Origin of the sequence: Streptomyces violaceusniger Tu 4113 (assembly GCF_000147815.2) — a bacterium.
GTDB classification, from domain to species: Bacteria; Actinomycetota; Actinomycetes; order Streptomycetales; family Streptomycetaceae; genus Streptomyces; species Streptomyces violaceusniger_A.
The window spans coordinates 834,059-852,616 of sequence record NC_015957.1; the positions used below are offsets into that span (position 1 = coordinate 834,059).

At 70.6% G+C, this 18,558-nt stretch carries 14 protein-coding genes; 5 read left to right on the forward strand and 9 right to left on the reverse strand.

Annotated features, from left to right (window positions below):
* Positions 1-138: 138 nt before the first annotated feature.
* The gene (locus STRVI_RS03810) at positions 139-1,263 is read left to right on the forward strand and encodes an ADP-ribosylglycohydrolase family protein (protein WP_014054296.1); all 1,125 of its coding nucleotides are present in this window, start codon (positions 139-141) and stop codon (positions 1,261-1,263) included.
* Here the strand turns inward: STRVI_RS03810 and STRVI_RS03815 are convergent.
* The gene (locus STRVI_RS03815; protein WP_014054297.1) at positions 1,248-2,672 is read right to left on the reverse strand and encodes a glycosyltransferase 87 family protein; all 1,425 of its coding nucleotides are present in this window, start codon (positions 2,670-2,672) and stop codon (positions 1,248-1,250) included. The two genes, STRVI_RS03810 and STRVI_RS03815, sit on opposite strands and share 16 nt — an antisense overlap.
* 293 nt (positions 2,673-2,965) lie before the next feature.
* On the opposite strand from STRVI_RS03815, the gene STRVI_RS03820 reads away from it, so the two are divergent.
* The gene (locus STRVI_RS03820; protein WP_014054298.1) at positions 2,966-3,520 is read left to right on the forward strand and encodes a GNAT family N-acetyltransferase; all 555 of its coding nucleotides are present in this window, start codon (positions 2,966-2,968) and stop codon (positions 3,518-3,520) included.
* Positions 3,521-3,595: 75 nt separating this feature from the next.
* Here STRVI_RS03820 and STRVI_RS03825 read toward each other — a convergent pair whose 3' ends face one another.
* Positions 3,596-5,167 carry a sodium:solute symporter family protein gene (locus STRVI_RS03825; protein ID WP_014054299.1) on the reverse strand — a complete coding sequence of 524 codons (1,572 nt, stop codon included), beginning with the start codon at positions 5,165-5,167 and terminating at the stop codon, positions 3,596-3,598.
* Between the two features lie 313 nt (positions 5,168-5,480).
* Positions 5,481-6,263 carry an SDR family oxidoreductase gene (locus tag STRVI_RS03830; protein WP_014054300.1) on the reverse strand — a complete coding sequence of 261 codons (783 nt, stop codon included), beginning with the start codon at positions 6,261-6,263 and terminating at the stop codon, positions 5,481-5,483.
* Between the two features lie 184 nt (positions 6,264-6,447).
* Here STRVI_RS03830 and STRVI_RS03835 point away from each other — a divergent pair, with 184 nt between their 5' ends.
* Positions 6,448-7,275: a hypothetical protein gene (locus tag STRVI_RS03835; protein WP_014054301.1), complete on the forward strand. Its 828-nt coding sequence runs from the start codon at positions 6,448-6,450 to the stop codon at positions 7,273-7,275.
* Positions 7,276-7,409: 134 nt separating this feature from the next.
* On the opposite strand, the gene STRVI_RS03840 is transcribed toward STRVI_RS03835, so the two are convergent.
* The 3 genes from STRVI_RS03840 to STRVI_RS03850 form a co-directional block, all read right to left on the reverse strand.
* Positions 7,410-7,619, reverse strand: coding sequence for a DUF397 domain-containing protein (locus STRVI_RS03840; RefSeq protein ID WP_014054302.1), 210 nt, complete (start codon positions 7,617-7,619; stop codon positions 7,410-7,412).
* 193 nt (positions 7,620-7,812) lie between these two features.
* The gene (locus STRVI_RS03845; RefSeq protein WP_014054303.1) at positions 7,813-8,706 is read right to left on the reverse strand and encodes a helix-turn-helix domain-containing protein; all 894 of its coding nucleotides are present in this window, start codon (positions 8,704-8,706) and stop codon (positions 7,813-7,815) included.
* A 380-nt stretch (positions 8,707-9,086) separates the two neighbouring features.
* On the reverse strand, positions 9,087-9,836 hold the full coding sequence (locus STRVI_RS03850; RefSeq protein WP_014054304.1) for a GOLPH3/VPS74 family protein: 750 nt from the start codon (positions 9,834-9,836) through the stop codon (positions 9,087-9,089).
* A gap of 255 nt (positions 9,837-10,091) precedes the next feature.
* On the opposite strand from STRVI_RS03850, the gene STRVI_RS03855 reads away from it, so the two are divergent.
* Both STRVI_RS03855 and STRVI_RS03860 read left to right on the forward strand, forming a co-directional pair.
* The gene (locus STRVI_RS03855) at positions 10,092-12,752 is read left to right on the forward strand and encodes a D-alanyl-D-alanine carboxypeptidase family protein (RefSeq protein WP_014054305.1); all 2,661 of its coding nucleotides are present in this window, start codon (positions 10,092-10,094) and stop codon (positions 12,750-12,752) included.
* Between the two features lie 201 nt (positions 12,753-12,953).
* Positions 12,954-14,852 (forward strand): MFS transporter, encoded by a 1,899-nt coding sequence (locus STRVI_RS03860; protein WP_014054306.1) that lies wholly within the window; start codon positions 12,954-12,956, stop codon positions 14,850-14,852.
* 6 nt (positions 14,853-14,858) lie between these two features.
* Here the strand turns inward: STRVI_RS03860 and STRVI_RS03865 are convergent, their stop codons facing one another.
* From STRVI_RS03865 to STRVI_RS03875, 3 genes are read right to left on the reverse strand one after another with little or no spacing between them, the layout of a single operon-like run.
* The gene (locus STRVI_RS03865) at positions 14,859-16,145 is read right to left on the reverse strand and encodes an ABC transporter substrate-binding protein (RefSeq protein ID WP_014054307.1); all 1,287 of its coding nucleotides are present in this window, start codon (positions 16,143-16,145) and stop codon (positions 14,859-14,861) included.
* Positions 16,142-17,074 carry a hypothetical protein gene (locus tag STRVI_RS54020; RefSeq protein WP_014054308.1) on the reverse strand — a complete coding sequence of 311 codons (933 nt, stop codon included), beginning with the start codon at positions 17,072-17,074 and terminating at the stop codon, positions 16,142-16,144. Before STRVI_RS54020 ends, STRVI_RS03865 begins: the two co-directional genes overlap by 4 nt.
* Entirely contained in the window at positions 17,071-18,555 is a 1,485-nt protein-coding gene (locus tag STRVI_RS03875) for a VWA domain-containing protein (protein WP_014054309.1), read from the reverse strand. Before STRVI_RS03875 ends, STRVI_RS54020 begins: the two co-directional genes overlap by 4 nt.
* Positions 18,556-18,558: the final 3 nt, after the last annotated feature.

Here is an 18,558-nt window from a genome sequence, read left to right on the forward strand (position 1 = left end):
CGGAATGCGTCCATCCGTCGTCTTCCCGGTGATGACGCCTTCACAATCCTCGGCGACCAAGAGGCGATCATTCGGTGTCCATTACAGTTCAAAGACAGTTCAGGGCCATTCATGCAGCGAAGAAAAGAGGCATAGGTCGTGACCGCAACCGCCAGCGCAGCGACCGGCGTATGGGGCCGCGCCGAACAGCAGGACTTCCGCAGCCGGGTGCGCGGCTGTCTGCTCGGCGGGGCCATCGGGGACGCGCTGGGGGCGGCCGTCGAGTTCGCCTCGCTGGACGAGATCAGGGCGGCGCACGGAGCCGAGGGCGTGACGGACTTCCTGCCCGCCTATGGCGGTCGCGGACGGGTCACCGACGACACCCAGATGACCCTGTTCACGGTGGACGGGCTGATACGGGCGCAGGTGCGCCGGGACACGGGGGCCTGGCATCCGCCCACCGACATCCACTCCGCACACCGCCGCTGGTACTCCACCCAGCGCGACTGGGGCCCCGATGAGCGCCGTAAGGACGCCGGCTGGCTGGCCCGCGAGGAGTGGCTGTACGCCCAGCGCTCCCCGGGCCGGGCCTGTATCACCGCGCTCGCCGACGAGACCATGGGCACCCTGGAGGCGCCCAAGAACCCCGACTCCAAGGGATGCGGCGCCGTGATGCGCTCCGCCCCCTTCGGACTGCTGGTGGGCTGGGAGCCGCAGTTGGTCTTCCAGTTGGCCATCGAGTGCGCGGCGCAGACCCACGGCCACCCCACCGGCTATCTCGCGGCCGGTGCCTTCGCCCTCATCGTGCACGGCCTCGCACGCGGCGAGGCGCTGGACGGAGCCGTCCAGCGCGCCCTCGCGCATCTGGCCACCCGCCCCGGCCACGAGGAGACCACCAACGCGCTGCGGTACGCGCTGGGCGCCGTACGGCAGGGCCTGCCGACCCCCGAGCGCGTCGCGTCCCTGGGCCAGGGCTGGAGCGGTGAGGAGGCCCTGGCGATGGGCCTGTACTGCGCGCTGGTCGCCGAGGACGTCCGCCATGGGCTGCTGCTCGCGGTCAACCACGGCGGGGACAGCGACTCCACGGCGGCCATCTGCGGCAATCTGCTGGGCGCGCTGCACGGCGAGACGGCGCTGCCGCCCGCCTGGCTGGCGGAGGTCGAGGGGCGCGGCACGATCCTGGAGCTGGCCGACGACTTCGCCATGGAGATGACCCAGGGCCCCGCGCTCCACGGCCCGGGCAGCTCCTCCCCGGCCTGGCTCACCCGCTACCCGCGCGCGTAGGTCCGCTCCGGCCGCCGCCGCGCCGCATCCGGACCGGCGGTGGCCATCCGCCGCCGTACGGTCCCGGTCCCCTCCCATGGACGCCTTACGGCGCGCAGGGTCAGATATGCGGCCACGCCCAGGAAGGCGATGCCGATCAGCGGATAGACGGCGGTGAGGAGCATCTGGGCGGGGTTCTGGTGGAGTTCCACCCGGGTCGGCCTGCTGTGGGGCGCGTACCAGACCATGAAGGAGCAGAACAGCAGGCCGGTCACCACCGTCCAGGCCGTCCAGCCCGCCGTGCGCCGCCGCACCGCCTCCACCGCGAGCAGCAGGACCATCGGGACGGCCCACACCCAGTGGTGCGACCAGGAGACCGGGCTGATCATGAGGGCGGTCACCGCGCAGGTCAGGGCCGCCCAGGCGCGGGCGTTCGGCAGTCGGCTGTCGTCGGCAAGCTGGGCGGCGACCGCCGTGGCCAGGCCCACACAGCCGACCAGCGCGGCCGCCATGAGCCACCACATGCCCGGGTCGGGGGTGTGCAGGATGCGGGCGAGCGTGCCCTTGAGGTTCTGGTTGCCCGCGCCCTCGACATCGCCGGGGCGGTCGGTCGCGAAGAGGACCTCGGTCCAGAAGCGCCGGGAGTCATGCGGCAGCGCCAGGGCCGAGAACGCGACCGTAAGGGCGAAGGAGGCGGTCGCGACGGCCGCGCGCCGCAGATGGTCGTTCAGGAAGCGGCCCCGCGGCGGCCCGCTGCCGGGCTCGGCTCGCCTCCGGGCCGCCCCGGCCGCCCACAGCCGGCGGAGGCCGAGGAGCAGTCCGGCGAGCCCCAGGAAGACCACGAAGAGCCCCGGGGTCAGCTTGATCCCGGTGGCGATGCCGGTACCGAGCCCCGCCCAGCGGTGGCCCGCCCGGCGGGTCAGATCCCATAGCACCAGCGCCGTGATGAGCAGATTGATCTGCCCGTAGCGCAGGGTCGTCCACACCGGCTCACACCACACCGCGACGGCGGCCAGGGCCAGGACGGCGGCCGGTCGCGGCACCCGGGCGGGCAGATCGATCAGCCGCAGCGACAGATGGGCCACGGCGACCATCAGGCCGAGGTTGACGGCCGTCCCGAAGGTCCGCAGGACGCCCGTGCCCATCACGGTCAGCGGGGTGAAGATCAGCGCCGCGAACGGTGGATAGGTATTGGGGAGATTGTGCTGAGTCGCCCGCATGTCATACAGATCCTGAGCATTGCGTACGGTCCATCCCTCGGCGCGATAGACCAGCAGATCGACCATCGACACCTGGGCGGCCCGCTGCGCGATCCAGAACCCGGTGAAGGAGAGCAGGCAGAAGACCGCCGCACACAGCACCGGCCGGCGCAGTACGAAGGCGCGGGCCCGGTGGATCCGGGAGTCGGTGATCGTCTGTATGGCGGTCACGGGGGCTCCAGAGGTCCGTGGGGACCGCGGCTCGGTCGGGGCGGGTCGAGTCGGGTCCGGGGTGGTGCGATCGGTGGCGGTCGGCTCGGACGGCCGCCCATCGTACGTTCCGGATGTGGACGGCAGGTGGAGGAGAGATTGCCTGGACAGCGTGGATCTCCCGAATGCCACTCCCGCACCACATTCCACTTCTGCCCCGCCGCCGGGGCCGGGCCGACCGTAAGGCGGCAGCCCCCCAGGGCCGTTGGCCGTAAGGCGGCCGCCCCCGGGACCGTCCGCCGTAAGGTGGGCCGATGCCTGCCTCCGCCGCCGTCATACGTGATGCGACCCACACCGACCTGGGCGCCATCGCCGCGATCTTCAGCCACTACGTCACCGAGACCGTCGTCACCTTCGAGGAGGTCCCGCCCACCGTCGACGACTGGGCGCGGCGGCTGGCGGAGCTGACCGACCGGGGCCTGCCGTTCCTGGTCGCCGAGGTCCCCGAGGTCGCCGAGGTCGCCGAAGGCGCCGGCCGTACGGTCGTCGGATACGCCTACGCCGGGCCCTGGCGCCCCAAGCCCGCGTACCGCCACACCGCCGAGGACGCCATTTACCTCGCCCCCGGCCGGACCGGCGCGGGGCTGGGGGCCGCGCTGCTCGGCGCCCTGCTCACCCACTGCGCCGAGGCGGGCGTACGGCAGGTCGTCGCGGTCATCGCCGACTCCGGCAGCGACGCCTCGGCCGCCCTGCACCGGCGCTTCGGCTTCACCCCGGCGGGCAAGCTGGCCGGTGTCGGCCGTAAGCACGGACGCTGGATCGACACCCATCTCATGCAGCGCGATCTGACGACCGGCGCGAACCCATAGACGGAACCGGGCCGCCGGTCACCCCGCGATGCGTGGTGACCGGCGGCCCGGATCATGGCCGCAGTGCGGAGGGCGTCAGTCTGTGGCGCCCGCGACCGACTTCTGGCCGGTCGCGCCCTGCTCGGGCTCCGACAGTGCGGCACTCGCTGAACCCGGCCCGTCGTCATCCGAGTTGAGCGAGGCGAGGATGGCATCGCGCTCGGGGGTGTCCTCCGGCTTGATGTAGCCGATGACGATGAAGAGCACGAGCGAGACCGCGAGCGGGACGGAGATCTGGTACTCCAGGTTCACCCCTCCGTCGATCGCGTCGTTGATCGGGTAGTTGACCAGGTAGAAGGCGATCAGACCCAAGGCCCAGCTCACCAGCGCCGCCGTCGGCCCCGACTTGCGGAAGGCGCGCAGCATGCCCAGCATCATCGGGATCGCGATCGGCCCCATCAGCCCGGCGACCCACTTGATCACCACGGTGATGATGTCGCCGAAGAAGTCCGAGTTGACCTGGGTGGCGATGGCCATGGACAGGGCCAGGAACAGCAGAGTGGTGTAGCGGGCGGCGAGCAGCCCGGTGCGGGTGGACCATGCCCGGACGGACTTGAAGATCGCGGGCATGATGTCCCGCGTCACCACGGCCGCGATCGCGTTGGCGTCCGAGGAGCACATCGCCATGGTGTGCGAGAAGAAGCCGACGATCACCAGCCCCAGCAGACCGTGCGGCAGCAGATGCTCGGCCATTTCGGCGTAGGAGTCGGCGGGCTTGTCCGTCTTGATGATCAGAGGCGCGACCCACATGGGGAAGAACAGGACCAGCGGCCACACGAACCACAGGATGGCCGACAGGCGGGCCGAGCGCTTGGCGGAGTGGGCGCTGTCGGTCGCCATGTAGCGCTGCGCCTGGTTCCACATGCCGCCGTTGTACTCGAAGGTCTTGATGAAGAGGTAGGCCAGCAGGAAGATCAAGGTGTACGGGCCGACGGTGGGCTCGTGGTGGCTGCTGGGGAGGTCGTCCCAGACGGTCCAGAAGGTGGAGAAGCCGTCCAGCTCATTGAGCACCGCGATCAGCATCGCGATGCCCGCGATGAACTGGATGATGAACTGGCCGAGTTCGGTGAGCGCGTCGGCCCACAGCCCGCCCACCGTGCAGTAGATGGCGGTGACCACGCCCGTGATCAGGATGCCCTGGTTGAGCGAGGCGCCGGTGAAGATGGACAACAGGGTGGCGATGGCCGCCCACTTGGCGCCCACGTCGACGATCTTCAGCAGCACCCCGGACCAGGCCAGCGCCTGCTGGGTGGGGAGGTTGTAGCGGTTCTTCAGGTATTCGAGCGGTGAGGCCACCTTCAGCTTGCTGCGCACCCGGTTGAGGCGCGGAGCGAAGAGGTTGGCGCCGATCGCGATGCCGATGGCGATCGGGAAGGACCAGGTGACATAGGAAGTGATGCCGTATTGGTAGGCGATGGCCGCGTATCCCGTGAACATCACCGCGCTGTAGCCGGACATGTGGTGCGAGATTCCGGACAGCCACCAGGGCATCTTGCCGCCCGCGGTGAAGAAGTCGCTGACGTTGTCCACGCGCTTGTGCGACCAGAGGCCGATGCCGACCATGACACCGAAGTAGCCGATCAGTACAACCCAGTCGAGACTGTTCATGTCCCCTCCAGGGGTCCGCCATATGAACGGGAGCGCACTTCGCCGCGACGTTCGTCATGGGCGGTTCCCCCGAGCGGGAGCGGGGTACTTCCGGGATTGAACCGCTCGTTCGGGTGACCGGTCAAGGGTTCTGCGGGTCACGAGTGTGAACACAGATCAGAAAGAGGAACGAATTTACTCTTTCTTGACCTGACGGGGCGTTGTCGTTCGCCTGTTCGTGAACCCACGATGAGCGGGCACTTCGTCAGACGCACACCCACCGAACGATGGGTCGTACGGGAGCGGGATCCCGAAAGGCCGGACAGGAGTCGCGCTAACGCATCAGCTCACCGGCGTTCACCAGCAGCGACTGTCCGGTGATCGCCCGGGCCCGGTCGGAGGCCAGGAACACCGCGGCCTCCGCCACATCCCCGTCCGTCGCCAGCTCGGGCAGGGCCATCGCATCCGTGAGCCGGGCCAGCACCTCGGCCTCGCTCACGCCCTCGGTCTGTGCCGTGAAGGCCACATACGCGCGCACCGGCGGCCCCCACATCCAGCCGGGCTGCACGGTGTTGACCCGTATCCGGTGCGGACCCAGCTCGCGCGCGAGCGCGTACATGGTGGAGGTCAGCGCGCCCTTGGAGGCGGCGTACGCGGTCTGGCGCACCCTGGTGGGGGCGGCGGACGACGACTGGGTGCCGATCAGCACGACCGAGCCGCCGTTCCGTTTGAGCGCGGGCAGGCAGGCGCGGGTCATCCGCAGCGTCCCGAAGAGATTGATGTCCACCACCCGGGCCCAGGACATGAAGTCGGCGTCCTCCAGCCCGCCGAAGTGGCTGTCCAGCGCGGCCACATGGACGACGGCGTCGATCCGGCCGAAGCGGTCAAGGGCGAGCGCGGCGAGGGCCTCGCACTGCTCCTCGTCCGCGATGTCGGTCGGCCGCCAGGCGGTGTGCTCACCGCCCGGATCGACCTCCTCCGCCACCTTCGGCAGCCGCTCCTCGGTCCGCGCCCCCATCACCACCCGCGCCCCGTCCCGGACGCACGCGGCCACCACCCGGGCCCCGAGCCCCGGCCCGACCCCGGAGACGACGACGGTCTTGTCCTGCAGCGGCATGGCGGCACCTCCCGTGTCTGGCGTCGCGTCAGATTAGGGGTGCGGCCCTCAGATGGCCAGAGCGCGGCAGCGCCCAGGCTCCGGCGAAAGGCCACTCCCGGCCGTGTTGCCGCCGTCCGATTCCGCGCACTTGATACGGACAGCCCCTCCCCAACTGACGTCGCGTCAGCTAAACCTGGGGGGCATGACAAGCGACGCGTACGCGGAACTGGCCGCCGTAGGCCCGTACGGAGTGCGCCCGGGGCATGCCCTGATCACGATGGTCGAGCCGCATCCGGGCCATGAGTACGCCTACAACCGCTGGTACGAGGACGACCACTTCATCGCGGGCGCGATGGCCATGCCGTGGATCTACGCGGGCCGCCGCTGGGTCGCCACCCGTGAACTGCAACTGCTGCGCTATCCGGAGAAGTCGGCGATCGCCCAGCCGGTGACCGCCGGCTGCTACCTCTCCGTCTACTGGCTCACCGAGGGGCGCTACGCGGACCATATGCGGTGGACGGTCGGGATCAACAAGCGGCTGCTCCGGGACGGGCGGGTCTACCAGGACCGCAGGCATGTCTTCACCGCCTTCCAGGACCACGAGGCCACCGTCTACCGGGACGGGGCGGCCGGTCCGCGCGATCACCACGCGCTGGACCACCCCTATGCCGGGCTGGCGCTGGAGGTGATCGAGACCGAGGGCCCGGAGCAGCGGGAGGAACTGCTCGCATGGCTTCGGTCCAGACATCTGCCGCGCCGGCTCGCGGGCTCGCCCGCCGCGATGGTCACGGTCTTCCGGCCGACCCCGCTGCCCTTGGACCGGATGGCGTATGTGAAGCAGGTCGAGGGGGTCGACACCCGGCTGACCCTGCTCTGGTTCCTGCAGTCCGATCCCCGCGAATGCTGGGAGCGCTGTTTCACCGGTCTCGACGGCGAGGTGGCCGATGCCGGACTCGGCCGGGTGGAATTCATGGCGCCGTTCATTCCGACGATTCCCGGTACAGACCAATACGTGGCAGAACTCCGCTGAAGCGGCGACACCGGAATGCGCCGGAAACGCCTAGAGCCCTCTCGGCAGGGACGGCGACCGGTCGAGAGGGCTCGGGGTACAGGCTTGCGGTCCTGCGCCGCCGACCGCGCTACCACGGCCGGGTGTCAGGCCAATCAGCCGAGGTCGAAGGCGCCACGGCTGACGTCGGACACAAAGGCCGACCACGATGCGGGGGCGAAGCTGAGCGTCGGTCCCTGGGGGTCCTTGGAATCGCGCACGGCGATCTCGCTGGCGACCGGGGAGGCGATTTCCACGCAAGCGCCGTTTCCGGCCGAGTACGAGGACTTCACCCACATGCTCGTCTTTCCCTGCTGAATGGACACGATTGCTCCGATGCTTTTTGTCGATGAGGCGCACCCCCGATTGGAGGCGTCACCGACGTTACTCGGCAACATCGTCCGGAAAGCGGGCCGTTCACTCGACCGGATGGCATATTCCCGTGGCCCCTTCCGCAGCACGGTGCGGAGGTGTAGCCTCCGCCCCTCATCGTTCGCGCCGGAGCGTTTCCGTCCCCCGTCAGTCCGCCGGGGCCGCCTCCCCCTCCTCCTGGTGCCGGCGGGCGTGTTCCTGGGCCATCTCGGTGATGAACTGGCGGCTCTGATCCGCGTTCAGCGCCTGGGCCCGCAGATGCTCGTACATCATGCTGTAGCTCTGCACATCGCTGAGCTTCTCCAGATACAGGTCGCTGGTCACGCCCTCCAGATAGACGACGCTGGTGTCCGACTCGTCCGAGAACTCCAGGATGGTGAACTGCCCGCTCATCCCCGGATGCGACCCCATGTCGAACGGAAGCGCCTGCACCGTCACATGGGGCTCGTGGCTCATCCGGACCAGATAGTCCAGCTGATCGCTCATGATCTTCGAGTTGCCGACCACCCGGCGCATCGCCGCCTCGTCCACGACCGCCCACAGCCGCAGCGGGGCCAGCGGATCGGTGATCCGCTCCTGGCGCCTGAGCCGGACCTGGACCCGCTGGGCGATCTGGTCCTGCGGGGCCTCCGGGAGGGCGCCGCTGATCACCGCCTCCGCGTAATCCGGTGTCTGCAAGAGGCCGGGCAGCACCTGGGGTTCATAGACCCGCAGGGACGCCGCGTCCGTCTCGAAACCGATGTAGACGCTGTACGGCACATCGCCGAACGCGTTCCACCAACCCTGCTGGCGCGACTCCTTCGCCATTTGCATCAGGGAATCGACCAGCGCCTTGTCCTCCACCTTGTAGGTGCGGCACAGGTCGCGCACATCGCGCTGGCTGATGCTGCGGCGCCCGTTCTCCAGTCGGCTGATCTTCGACTGGGAGACCATCAGCTCCTCCGCCACCTCCTCCGCCGTCATGCCCTTCTCCTGGCGGAGTCTGCGCAGCTCCTGGCCCAACCGGCGTCGCCGGACAGTGGGGCCGACGTTCGATGTCACAGGACGTGCACCTCCGGCTTCGTACTGCTGATTTCTGCTGTTCAGCAGCCTGCCACTACGGGACGGGAGCGCGCTGGGAAATGGCCGCACAAAGGCGGCCGCACCACGGTGGACGAACGCGCGCGCGGGGCGGTGGGACGGCCGGTCGTCCAAATCGGCCGTCCCACCACCCCGCGCGCTTCAGCGGCTCCCGAACCGGGTCAGTGGGGACTGCGGTGCGGTCGGTGGAGCGTGTGTGGTGCTGGGTGCTGCCCGGAGCCGGACGGTGGCGCTCCGCCCCGGACGGTGCCGGGAACGGTCTCCGCCGCCCCGCTGACGGGCTGCTGGTGCGTTCGACGGGCTGGTTGTACGTGGTGGTGCGGTAGTGCCCCGAAGGGGCCTCAGCGCGCTCCGACGCGGGCCATGCTCCCGCGACGGGACGGCTGGGCCGGAACGCCGGCCGCGGGCTCCGCCGCGGCGCCTGTCCCTGCCTGTCGGCCCGGGGCCGGTGCGCGCCGTGGCTGCGCCGCGACACCGTTCTGCACGTCCATCACGGCGTGCGCCACCAGACCGCCCATCGGGTCGTGCCGGATCAGATCCCGGAGCCTGGAGCGCGAGGAACGCCCCTCGTTCCCGGGATACAGATGCTTGCCGAGCCCGACCGCGTGGGCCAGGGCGGCGAGCGCGGCGGTCCGCGGGTCCGGCGGTACGCCGGTGCGGATCGCACTGTCCAGCCGGGACTTGATCTCCCGGCTGATCGCCGTCTCCGTCGCCTGGTAGCGCGTCGTCGGCAGTACGCCACACATATGGCCCGCCACGGCATGCACCATGCCGCAACGCTCCAGGTGCGTGAGGTACGTCTGGCGCAGCCCCAGCCGGGGCCCGCCGATCCAGTGGACCGCGCGCACCGGGCTGCCGCGTCGGCGCAGCAACTCCAGTGCGGAGTCCAGAGTCGGATCTCCGGTCGGCCGTGGCAGCACCACGGCGATACGATCCCCGTCAGGGGCTATCCGTCCGGCCAGGGCCAGCTCCACTAGCTGTGCCCCGGCAAGACCCAGGTCGAGCGACTGCGGCTGCGCCGTGGTACCCGTGGTCGGGTCCAAAGCGAGCAGCAGAAGCTCCTCCGGAATTGTTCTGCGGCTCCTGCCCATCCATGCCTCCCCGCGTGGATGAATGACAGGGTGACCCCTCTCACATTGGTCTGTCGAGAGTGCCTGGGGGGTTTGGGTGGGAACCAGTAGGTATGTCTTTCTCGTCTAGCGGGTGGGCGGGCACCTGAAGACGCTCTCCGGCTGTGGCGTTGCACCATCGCATGCCGGACACACAGGACACTGGTAGAGCTTGGGCTGCGGGACGTGACGCCACGGGGCGTAAGGCGTCCCGCGACACATATCGAGGAGGCATCGGTGGCGGGCGAGTCCCCCGGCAGGTCGGATCAGCAGAAGTCGTCGGGGGAGACGGCTAGGGGAGAAAGCGATCCGCGGCTCGCGATCTCGCGCGAAGCGGAGGCGGCCCAGGGCTCGACGGCGGTCGCCGTCGTGTCCGACGACCTCCGGTCGGGTTCCGGTGAGCCGCAGTCGGCTTCCGATGAGCCCGATGTGACCTCCGAGGCGGCCTCCGGGACGAGGGCCGAAGCGGAGGCTGAAGCGGAACCGAAGGCACCGGTGGCCGACGGGGACGACGCAAACGTTTCTGGTGTTCGCGATGGTGAACGGGGCGAAGGTTCCGGGACGTCGGGGGCGAAGGACGAGCCGGAGGCGGATTCCGGTGCGGCGGACGAATTGGGCGAGGGGGATGCGCCCGAGCCCGACGTGGAGCCGGAAGCGGACGCGGATGACGCGGATGACGCGGACGGTGAGGATGGCGCCGACGCCGACGCCGACGCCGAAGTAGAGGCTGAGGGTGCGCCCGAGGCCGAAGCCAAGGCCGAGGCGGACGACGACGGCGACGGGCCGTCGGAGATGTCGGTCGATCAGCGGACGGCTGTCTTCCGTACGGTGAAGCCGAAGGCTGACGGCGACGCGAAGGCTGAGGGTGCCTCCGAGGGCGAGGGCGAGGGCGAGGGCGAGGGCGACGAGGACGGCGGCGAGTCGTCGGAGTCGGCCGTGGATCAGCGAACCGCCGTCTTCCGTACGGTCAAGCCCAAGGCTGACGCCGACGCGAAGGCTGAAGATGCGTCCGAAGCCGAGACCGAGGGTGACGAGGACGGCGATGAGCCGTCGAAGCCGTCGGTCGATCAGCGCACGGCCGTCTTCCGCACGGTGAAGCCAAAGACGGACGGCGATGCCCAGAAGAAGGAGGGGGCCGAGGAGGGCGAGCCCACGGGCGCGTCCGAGAAGGCCGCCGCGTCCGATGCGGACGACGACGCCTCCGACAAGCCGGTCGACCGCGCGACGGCCGCCTTCGGCGTGCTCCCGGAGAAGCCCGGAAAGGGCGGCAAGAAGGGCGTCGACCAGCCGACCACCGCCTTCAAGGCGGTCAGCCCCCCGGCTGACAAGAAGACGTCCGAGAAGGCGTCCGACGCCAAGACCGACGCGAAGGCGTCCGAGGCGAAGGCGTCCGAGAAGACGCCCGCCAAGAAGCCCGCCGCCGAGTCGGACAACGAGCGGACCAGCAAGTTCGTACCGCTGCGGTCCCCCGACGACCCGGCCCCGTCGAAGCCCTCCACCGCGCCTACCGCCCCCGCCGCGTCGTCGGCCCCCGCCGCCCCGCCGGCCGGCGTCCCCGAGGCCGAGCGGACCAAGCAGCAGCCGCTGCCGCCGCTGTCCACGGACGGCAAGCAGCCCGCGCCGCTCGACCTGCTGGCGCAGCTCACCAACACGCCGCCGAAGCCCGAGACGCCGATGCGGACGGCGGTCCGCCGGGTCAAGATCTGGACGCCGCTGGCCGCGCTGCTCGTGATCATCCTGGGCGTCGTCCAGGCGCTGCGGCCGCTGCCGGAGCCGGCGCTGAAGCTCACCGCCGACGCCTCCTACCGCTTCGGCGGCGGCGAGCTGTCCCTGCCGTGGCCCGGCCAGGGGCAGTCCGCCGCGGAGGTCGAGGGCGTGGGCAGCCTGGGCACCTCCGGGGATCAGAAGCCCGTGCCGATCGCCAGCGTCACCAAGGTCATGACGGCCTATGTGGTGCTCAAGGACCATCCGCTGAAGGGAGACGCGGAGGGCCCGAAGATCACGATCGACGCGCAGGCGGCCGAGGAGGCCAAGTCCGCCGACGAGTCGCGGGCGGCGGTCAAGGAGGGGCAGACCTTCACCCAGCATCAACTGCTCCAGCTGCTGCTGATCAACTCCAGCAACAACATCGCCCGGCTGCTCGCCCGCTGGGACGCCGGGTCGCTCGACGCGTTCGTGAAGAAGATGAACGACGCGGCCGAGGGCCTGGGGATGAAGCAGACCACCTACACCGACCCCAGCGGCCTCAAGGAGTCCACCAAGTCCACCGCGGCCGACCAGCTCAAGCTGGCCAAGGCGGCGATGCAGTCCGAGGCGTTCCGGGCGGTCGTGGCGACGCCCAACGCCGAGATCCCGGGGCTCGGCGACCGGATCTACAACAACAACAATCTGCTGGTGAAGCCGGGTGTGATCGGTATCAAGACCGGTTCGTCCACCCCGGCCGGCGGTGCGCTGATGTGGGGCGCCGTGCGGACGATCGACGGCAAGAAGCAGCGGATCCTCGGTGTCGTCCTCGAACAGCGCGCGACCACCACGCTGGACGCCAGCCTCCAGCTCGCGCAGACCAACAGCTACAAGCTGATCAGCACCCTGCAGGACGCCCTCACCTCGGCCACCGTCATCAAGAAGGGCGATGTGGTCGGCCAGATCGACGATGGGCTCGGCGGCACCACGCCGGTCGTCGCCACCAAGGAGCTGAAGGCGGTCGGCTGGTCCGGTCTGGGGGTCGACATCAAGATCGGTGACGGCGGTAAGAAGGTGCCGCACTCCGCCAAGGCGGGCACGGTCGTCGGCGAGGTGACCGTGGGCACGGGCCCCGGACAGCTCACGGCGCCGGTGGCCCTGCAGGGTGACCTGCCCGAGCCGTCGTTCGGCGCGAAACTGACCCGTATCGGCTGACCCAGCGGGGAAGTGGGCTAAGGGGACGAGCGAAGCGGCCCCGGCGCGAAACGCCGCCGGGGCCCGACGCGGTTCGGGGCCGCCCGAGCGTGCTAGCGTCGGTGGGTCCCCGGCCTGGACCCGCCGCATGCGAACCGGAGTGATCCGGTGCGGGGTTGAGGACGAGGGGGCAGACCTCGGGGGAAGACGGGGAGAGCCGCAGTGACCACCGTGGATCCGACACGGGCCGATGAAAGCGGGGGCTCGGAGGAGAGCACCGCCGCACGAATACGCGTACCCACGCAGCGCTGGTCGGCCGAGCCGACGGGCCCGGCCGAGGCGGAGCGTGAGAGCGGCCGGACCGCTTCCGGCGGGCTGCTCCAGCGCGCCCGGACGGCGCTGCGCCATCCTGTATGCGCCTCGCTTGCCGCCGCCGCGCTGCTGCATCTGCTGTGGGTGGCGCTGCTGGCGAACAGCGGCGGTGACCTCGCCGCGCAGGACGCCTGGGCGGAGTTCGCCCTCCAGCACCCGGATTCGGCGTACAACCTGGCCTGGTACGGCGGGATGCACCCGGTCTCGTACAGCGTCATCTCGCCCTATCTGATGGCGGTCCTCGGCGTCCGCTCGACGATGGTGGTCGCGGGGACGCTGTCCGCCGGGCTGCTCGCGCTGCTGCTGGTGCGCAGCCGTGTCGTGCGGCGGCCGTTGTGGCCCGCCCTCTACGGCGCGTTCGCGCTGACCTGCAACGCCATCTCGGGCCGGGTGACCTTCGGGCTCGGCGCGATGTTCGGGCTCGCGGCGGTGGCCGTGATCTTCGCCTGGCCGCGCAGATGGCGGTCCCGGCACTGGCACCACAAGACCGGACGGTTCGTACTGGCCGCTCTGCTGGCCGCGCTGTCGACCATGTCCAGCCCGGTGGCCGGCCTGTTCGTGGGTGTCGTGGCCGCCGGTCTGTGGCTGACCAGGCGGCGCCCCGCCGCGTACGCGCTCGGGGTCACGCCCGCGCTGGTGGTCGGCCTGTCGGCGTGGCTGTTCCCGTTCTCCGGTGAGCAGCCGATGACCATCGGGTCGGTGATCCTGCCGTTCATCACCGGTGCCGCCGTGCTGATGTGCGTGCCGCGCACATGGTCGACGGTGCGGGTCGGGGCGGGGCTCTACTGCCTCGGGGTGGTGCTCACCTGGGTGATCCCCTCCCAGATCGGCACCAACATCTCCCGCCTCGGCATGATCTTCGGCGGAGTGGTGCTGATCGCCGCGATGCCCGCCCTGCGCAAGCCCCCGCGCGCCGAGCTGCGCTCGACGCCGGCGGGCCGCCGCTGGACCGCTCTCGTGCTGGCGCTCGCGACCGTCACGATATGGCAGGGGGTCAAGACAGCCGACGACGTCATCCACACCACCCCCTCGGCGTCCTGGGCCCGTGAGCTGGCGCCGCTGGTCGACCGGCTCAAGCAGGAGAAGGCCGACCGGGGCCGGGTCGAGGTGGTTCCGGTGCGCAGCCACCGCGAGTCCTCCGCGCTCGCCCCGTACGTCAATCTGGCGCGCGGCTGGAATCGCCAGCGCGATATAGACCGGAACCCGATCTTCTACGGCGACGACACTCTGACCTCGGCCAGCTACCACGAATGGCTCAAGCGCTGGGCGGTGCACTATGTGGTGCTGCCCGCGGACGCCCCGGACACCGCGGCGGAGCAGGAGGCCAAGCTGCTCGGCACCGAGCTGCCGTATCTGCGCCAGGTCTGGTCCGACGCCAACTGGAAGCTGTACGAGGTCAAGGACCCGACGCAGATCGCCGACCCGCCTGCCACCGTGCAGCGCGCGGGCGCCGACCAGCTGGTGCTGTCGGTTCGCTCCAAGGGCCCGGTGCTCATCCGCATCCCGTACTCGCCGTGGCTGGGCCTGATGGACGACGACGGGCACAGCGTCCGGGCCCCGAAGGGGGAGGACGACCAGCTTCCGGTCAACCGCGAGGGCTGCCTCACCAAGCAGACCGAGGGCGGTGAGGAGGGCCAGCCGGAGGACGAGTGGACGGTGTTGCACGCCCCCCGGCCCGGCGTCTACCGGATAACGGGCAAGTACCAGCTGCCGCGCGGCACACCCTGCCCGGACGAGATGGTTCCGTGAGCCCGCTCAGCCGCAGACCGTCGACAGCCAGGGCTGGTCGTCGGCGTGGCGCAGGCTCTGGCGGATCTTCTCCAGGCTGCGCAGCAACCCGTCCGGCTGCCGGGTGGTGTCGCTGAGGTAGGTCAGCGCGGCGTGCTGGAAGGCGAGCCGCATCCGGGTGGGCATGGCGTCCGAGGCGTCCAGGCACAGCGAGTCCGAGCCCCGCAGGGTCTCCGCGATCTTCCGGTCCACCTTGTCATCGCCCTGGGCGTCGAGCGGGACGCCAGGGTTGGCGAAGAACGGGTGGGTGCTCTTGGTGGCGGTCTGCCGGCCCCAGGTCCGCTGGGCCTCGGCGGAGACCAGATAGCGCATCAGCTCCTGTGCCTGCGGGGTGTCACGGAACATCGCGGCGAAGTCCCCTGATACCTCCCGGGCGGTGGAGCCACGGTCGGCATCGGGGAGCAGGCTGCGGGAGAAGGTGAAGTCCGCCTTGTCCGGGCGGGGGTAGCCGCTGCGGATGAACGACCCCTGGTGCTCCAGTGCGCACGGCGGGTCGGCGTCGAACAGCTTGCTCCCGGCCTTGCGGAAGTCGGTGATCAGCGCGGTGCGCGCGGTGTCCCTGCCGAAGAGCGAACCCCAGCTCTCCCAGGCCCGCTGCACCCGCGGATCCGTCCACGGCAGCCCGCCGGTCGCCCAGTCCTGGTAGACGGATCTGCCCTGCTGCTGGAGCAGCAGATCCTCGATCCAGTCGGTGCCCGGCCAGCCGGAGGTCGCGTCGTCGCCCATGCCCACGCACCACTGGCGGCCGTCGGCGGCGAGGGCGGGCAGTGTGCCCGTCCGGCGGCCATGGTCGTACCACACGATGCTCTTGAGGTCGGCCTTGACCGCGATGCCGTACACCGACCCGTTGGCGCTCAGCTGGGGCGTCCACAGCCGTCCGTACGCCCTGCGCTCCCGGCTCGGGATCACTCGGTTCAGCGGGGTGAGCTGGCGCTGGCTGGCGTAGGCGGCCAGCTCGCCGGAGCTCGGCAGCACGGCGATATCGGGTGGCGTTCCGGAGCCGACCTCCGAGGACAGCACCTCGCGCAGCGCGGTGGTGCCCTGGTAGTCGACATGGACGCCGGTGCGCCTGGTGAAGGTGTCCAGCAAGTCCCGGAACGCCTTGCCCTCGGCGCTGGTCCACGACGCGAGCACGCTGACACTGCCGCGCGACTGCCAGCCGCTCGTATCGCCGGCGCCCACGACACACAGCAGTACCATCCACAGCCCGAGGACGGTGGCCGTGGCCTGGCCGGACCGCTTCGCCGCGCTCATCGGGGCTGGAACCGGTACTCGTCGATGCGGGGCTGCAGACCGACCAGGATCAGCGCGGCCAGCACGGCGCCGCCCACGGGTATCCAGCCGACCGCACCGGCCTGCCACTGCGCGCTCCGCATCGTCCTCGCGACCTCCCTGGCGGTGGGGCCGCCGGTGCGGCCGATGGTCGATCGGGTCAGGCTGGTCCGGGCCGACTCCAGCCGGTCCTGGGTCTGATAGGTGAAGACGGCCAGCGGCAGCAACGCGACCAGCAGCGCGGTCGCCGCCGCCAGCCAGGGGCTGACCAGCCGCCGGAAGTGGCGCCGCAGATAGCGCTGGGTGTGCACCAGCAGCGCCGCCAGCGTCACGAACAGCCCCGGCACCAGCAGCCACCAGGCGAACGACAGCAGCCAGCCGAAGGAGGTCTGGTCGTCGAGCACATCGAACTGCCGCTTCTGCACCGACTTCAGGCGGTCGAGGATGCCGCTTTGGTCATGCCGCAGGATGGAGTCGGCATACCTCACGTAGGCATTCTTGAGCGTCGGGTTGTCGCGGCTGGCGTACGCCTGCTCGATGGTGTCGCCGTAGGACGTCACCAGCGCCGCGGTGGTGCGCAGCGACCCGCGCGCCGACTCGCCCCCGATGGTGCTCTTGGACACCTGGGCCAGGCTCTGCTTGGCCGTCGACAGCTTGTTGCGGTACTCCTCGCTGAGCCCCTCGAACTCCGCCGTGGGGCTCGAGATGCTGCGCTTCGCCTCGTCGTAGGAGGCGTCCAGCGCGTCGATGGCGGCGGCGACCTGCAGTATCGCCGGGGTGGACCGGCCGGTCACCGCCGCGGAGTTGCGGCTGACGCCGAAGTACGCGGCCAGCAGCGCGATCACGGCGAGCGCCGTGACCCCCAGCAGGGCGATCAGCCGGCGGACCAGGAAGGCGCGGGTGCCGCTCATGTCGCACCGCCCGGCTCGGCGCCCAGCGGAGTGTCGCACTGCTGGCAGAACTCGGCGGTGGCGGGCGCCCGGCGCCCGCAGGCCGGGCAGCTGACATCCGCGGCGGGCGGCGCGGCGGCCCTCGGGCGCTCCACCCCCACGAAGTGGACGCTCTCCTCCGACACGATGATCGCCGAGTTGAGGTCCAGCGGCCGGATGGGCTCGCGGATCCGCACCTCGCCGGTGGCGGCGTCGACGATGTGGACCAGCCCGCCCAGCCGGGTCAGCATCTTCTCGCTGCCGAGCTGATGGGCGAGCTGGACGGCGCGCCCCCACTGGCGGTGGGCCCGCTTCCGGTCACCCGCCTCGTACGCGTCGCAGCCCGCGGTGATGGCGTGGCCCAGCTCGGAGTCGGCGTCGTAATGCGCCAGCCGGGGGTCGATCCGGGACGACAGCAGCACCTCGTCCGTCCACTGGACCAGCAGGGACTCCGGCTCGGGCGGTGGCAGCGCGGTGTCGCCCTCCACCGCCAGCTCCACGGTGGCCAGCTCGACGTCGTCGCCCGTCGGATCGCCCCGCGGATCGGCGAGCACGGACACCTGGTACTCGCGGGTCTCGTCGCCCCATGCCTTGGTGGTCCACTCCCAGGTGCGCTCATCGGGGCGGACGCCCTCGTCGGTGACGTCCACCCGGGTGGGGTGCACCTGCTTGACGAAGCCGACCCGGCTGCCCGCCCGGGCGCGGATCCGGATCCGCACCCCGGCCAGCGCCTTGGCCATCGAGGCGGAGACCATCTCCTCGAACTCGGCGGCCAGCGTGGCATCCTCCAGCACCGCATCGGCCCTGCCGTGCAGCCGGCGCGCGATCCGCTTCAGCTCGGTGGCGTCCCAGCCGTCGCCGATACCGCGCGCGTCACAGGTGAAATGCGGGGCACAGGCGTCCAGCACCTTGTCCAGATAGCCGGGCGGGTCGTGTTCATTGCGGCCGTCGGTGAGCAGCAGGGTGTGCTGGATCGCGGTGGACTGCCGCAGATGGAGCCGGCGGGCGAGATCCAGCCAGGAGCCGATCGCGGTGCCGCCGACCGCGGGCAGCCGGGCCGCGACCCGGGCGGCGGCGGCCTTGGTGTCGGGCCCCGCGACCGCCATGCCGCCGGTGAACGGATAGACGACCTGGGCCTGTTCGGTGCCCTCGACGATCGCGAAGCGGATGCCGTCGCGGAGTATGCCGACCGCGGTGGCGGTGGCCCGCCGCGCCGCCGCGATCTTCGTCGGCGGCCAGCTCATCGACATCGAGCAGTCGATGACGATGACCTCCGAAGCGGCGGTACGGGCCGCCGCCGGGCCCAGGCCGCGGGCCCGCACGCTGACGATGGCGTGCATCTCGGTGCGGCCCGCCGAGGCGGGGAGGTACTTGTTCTGATGCACCCGCAGGGTGAGGGCCGGGCCCCCGTCCGCGCCCTCCGGGCCCGGGGCGTGTTGTCGATCTCTACGGTCCTCGTACATCTG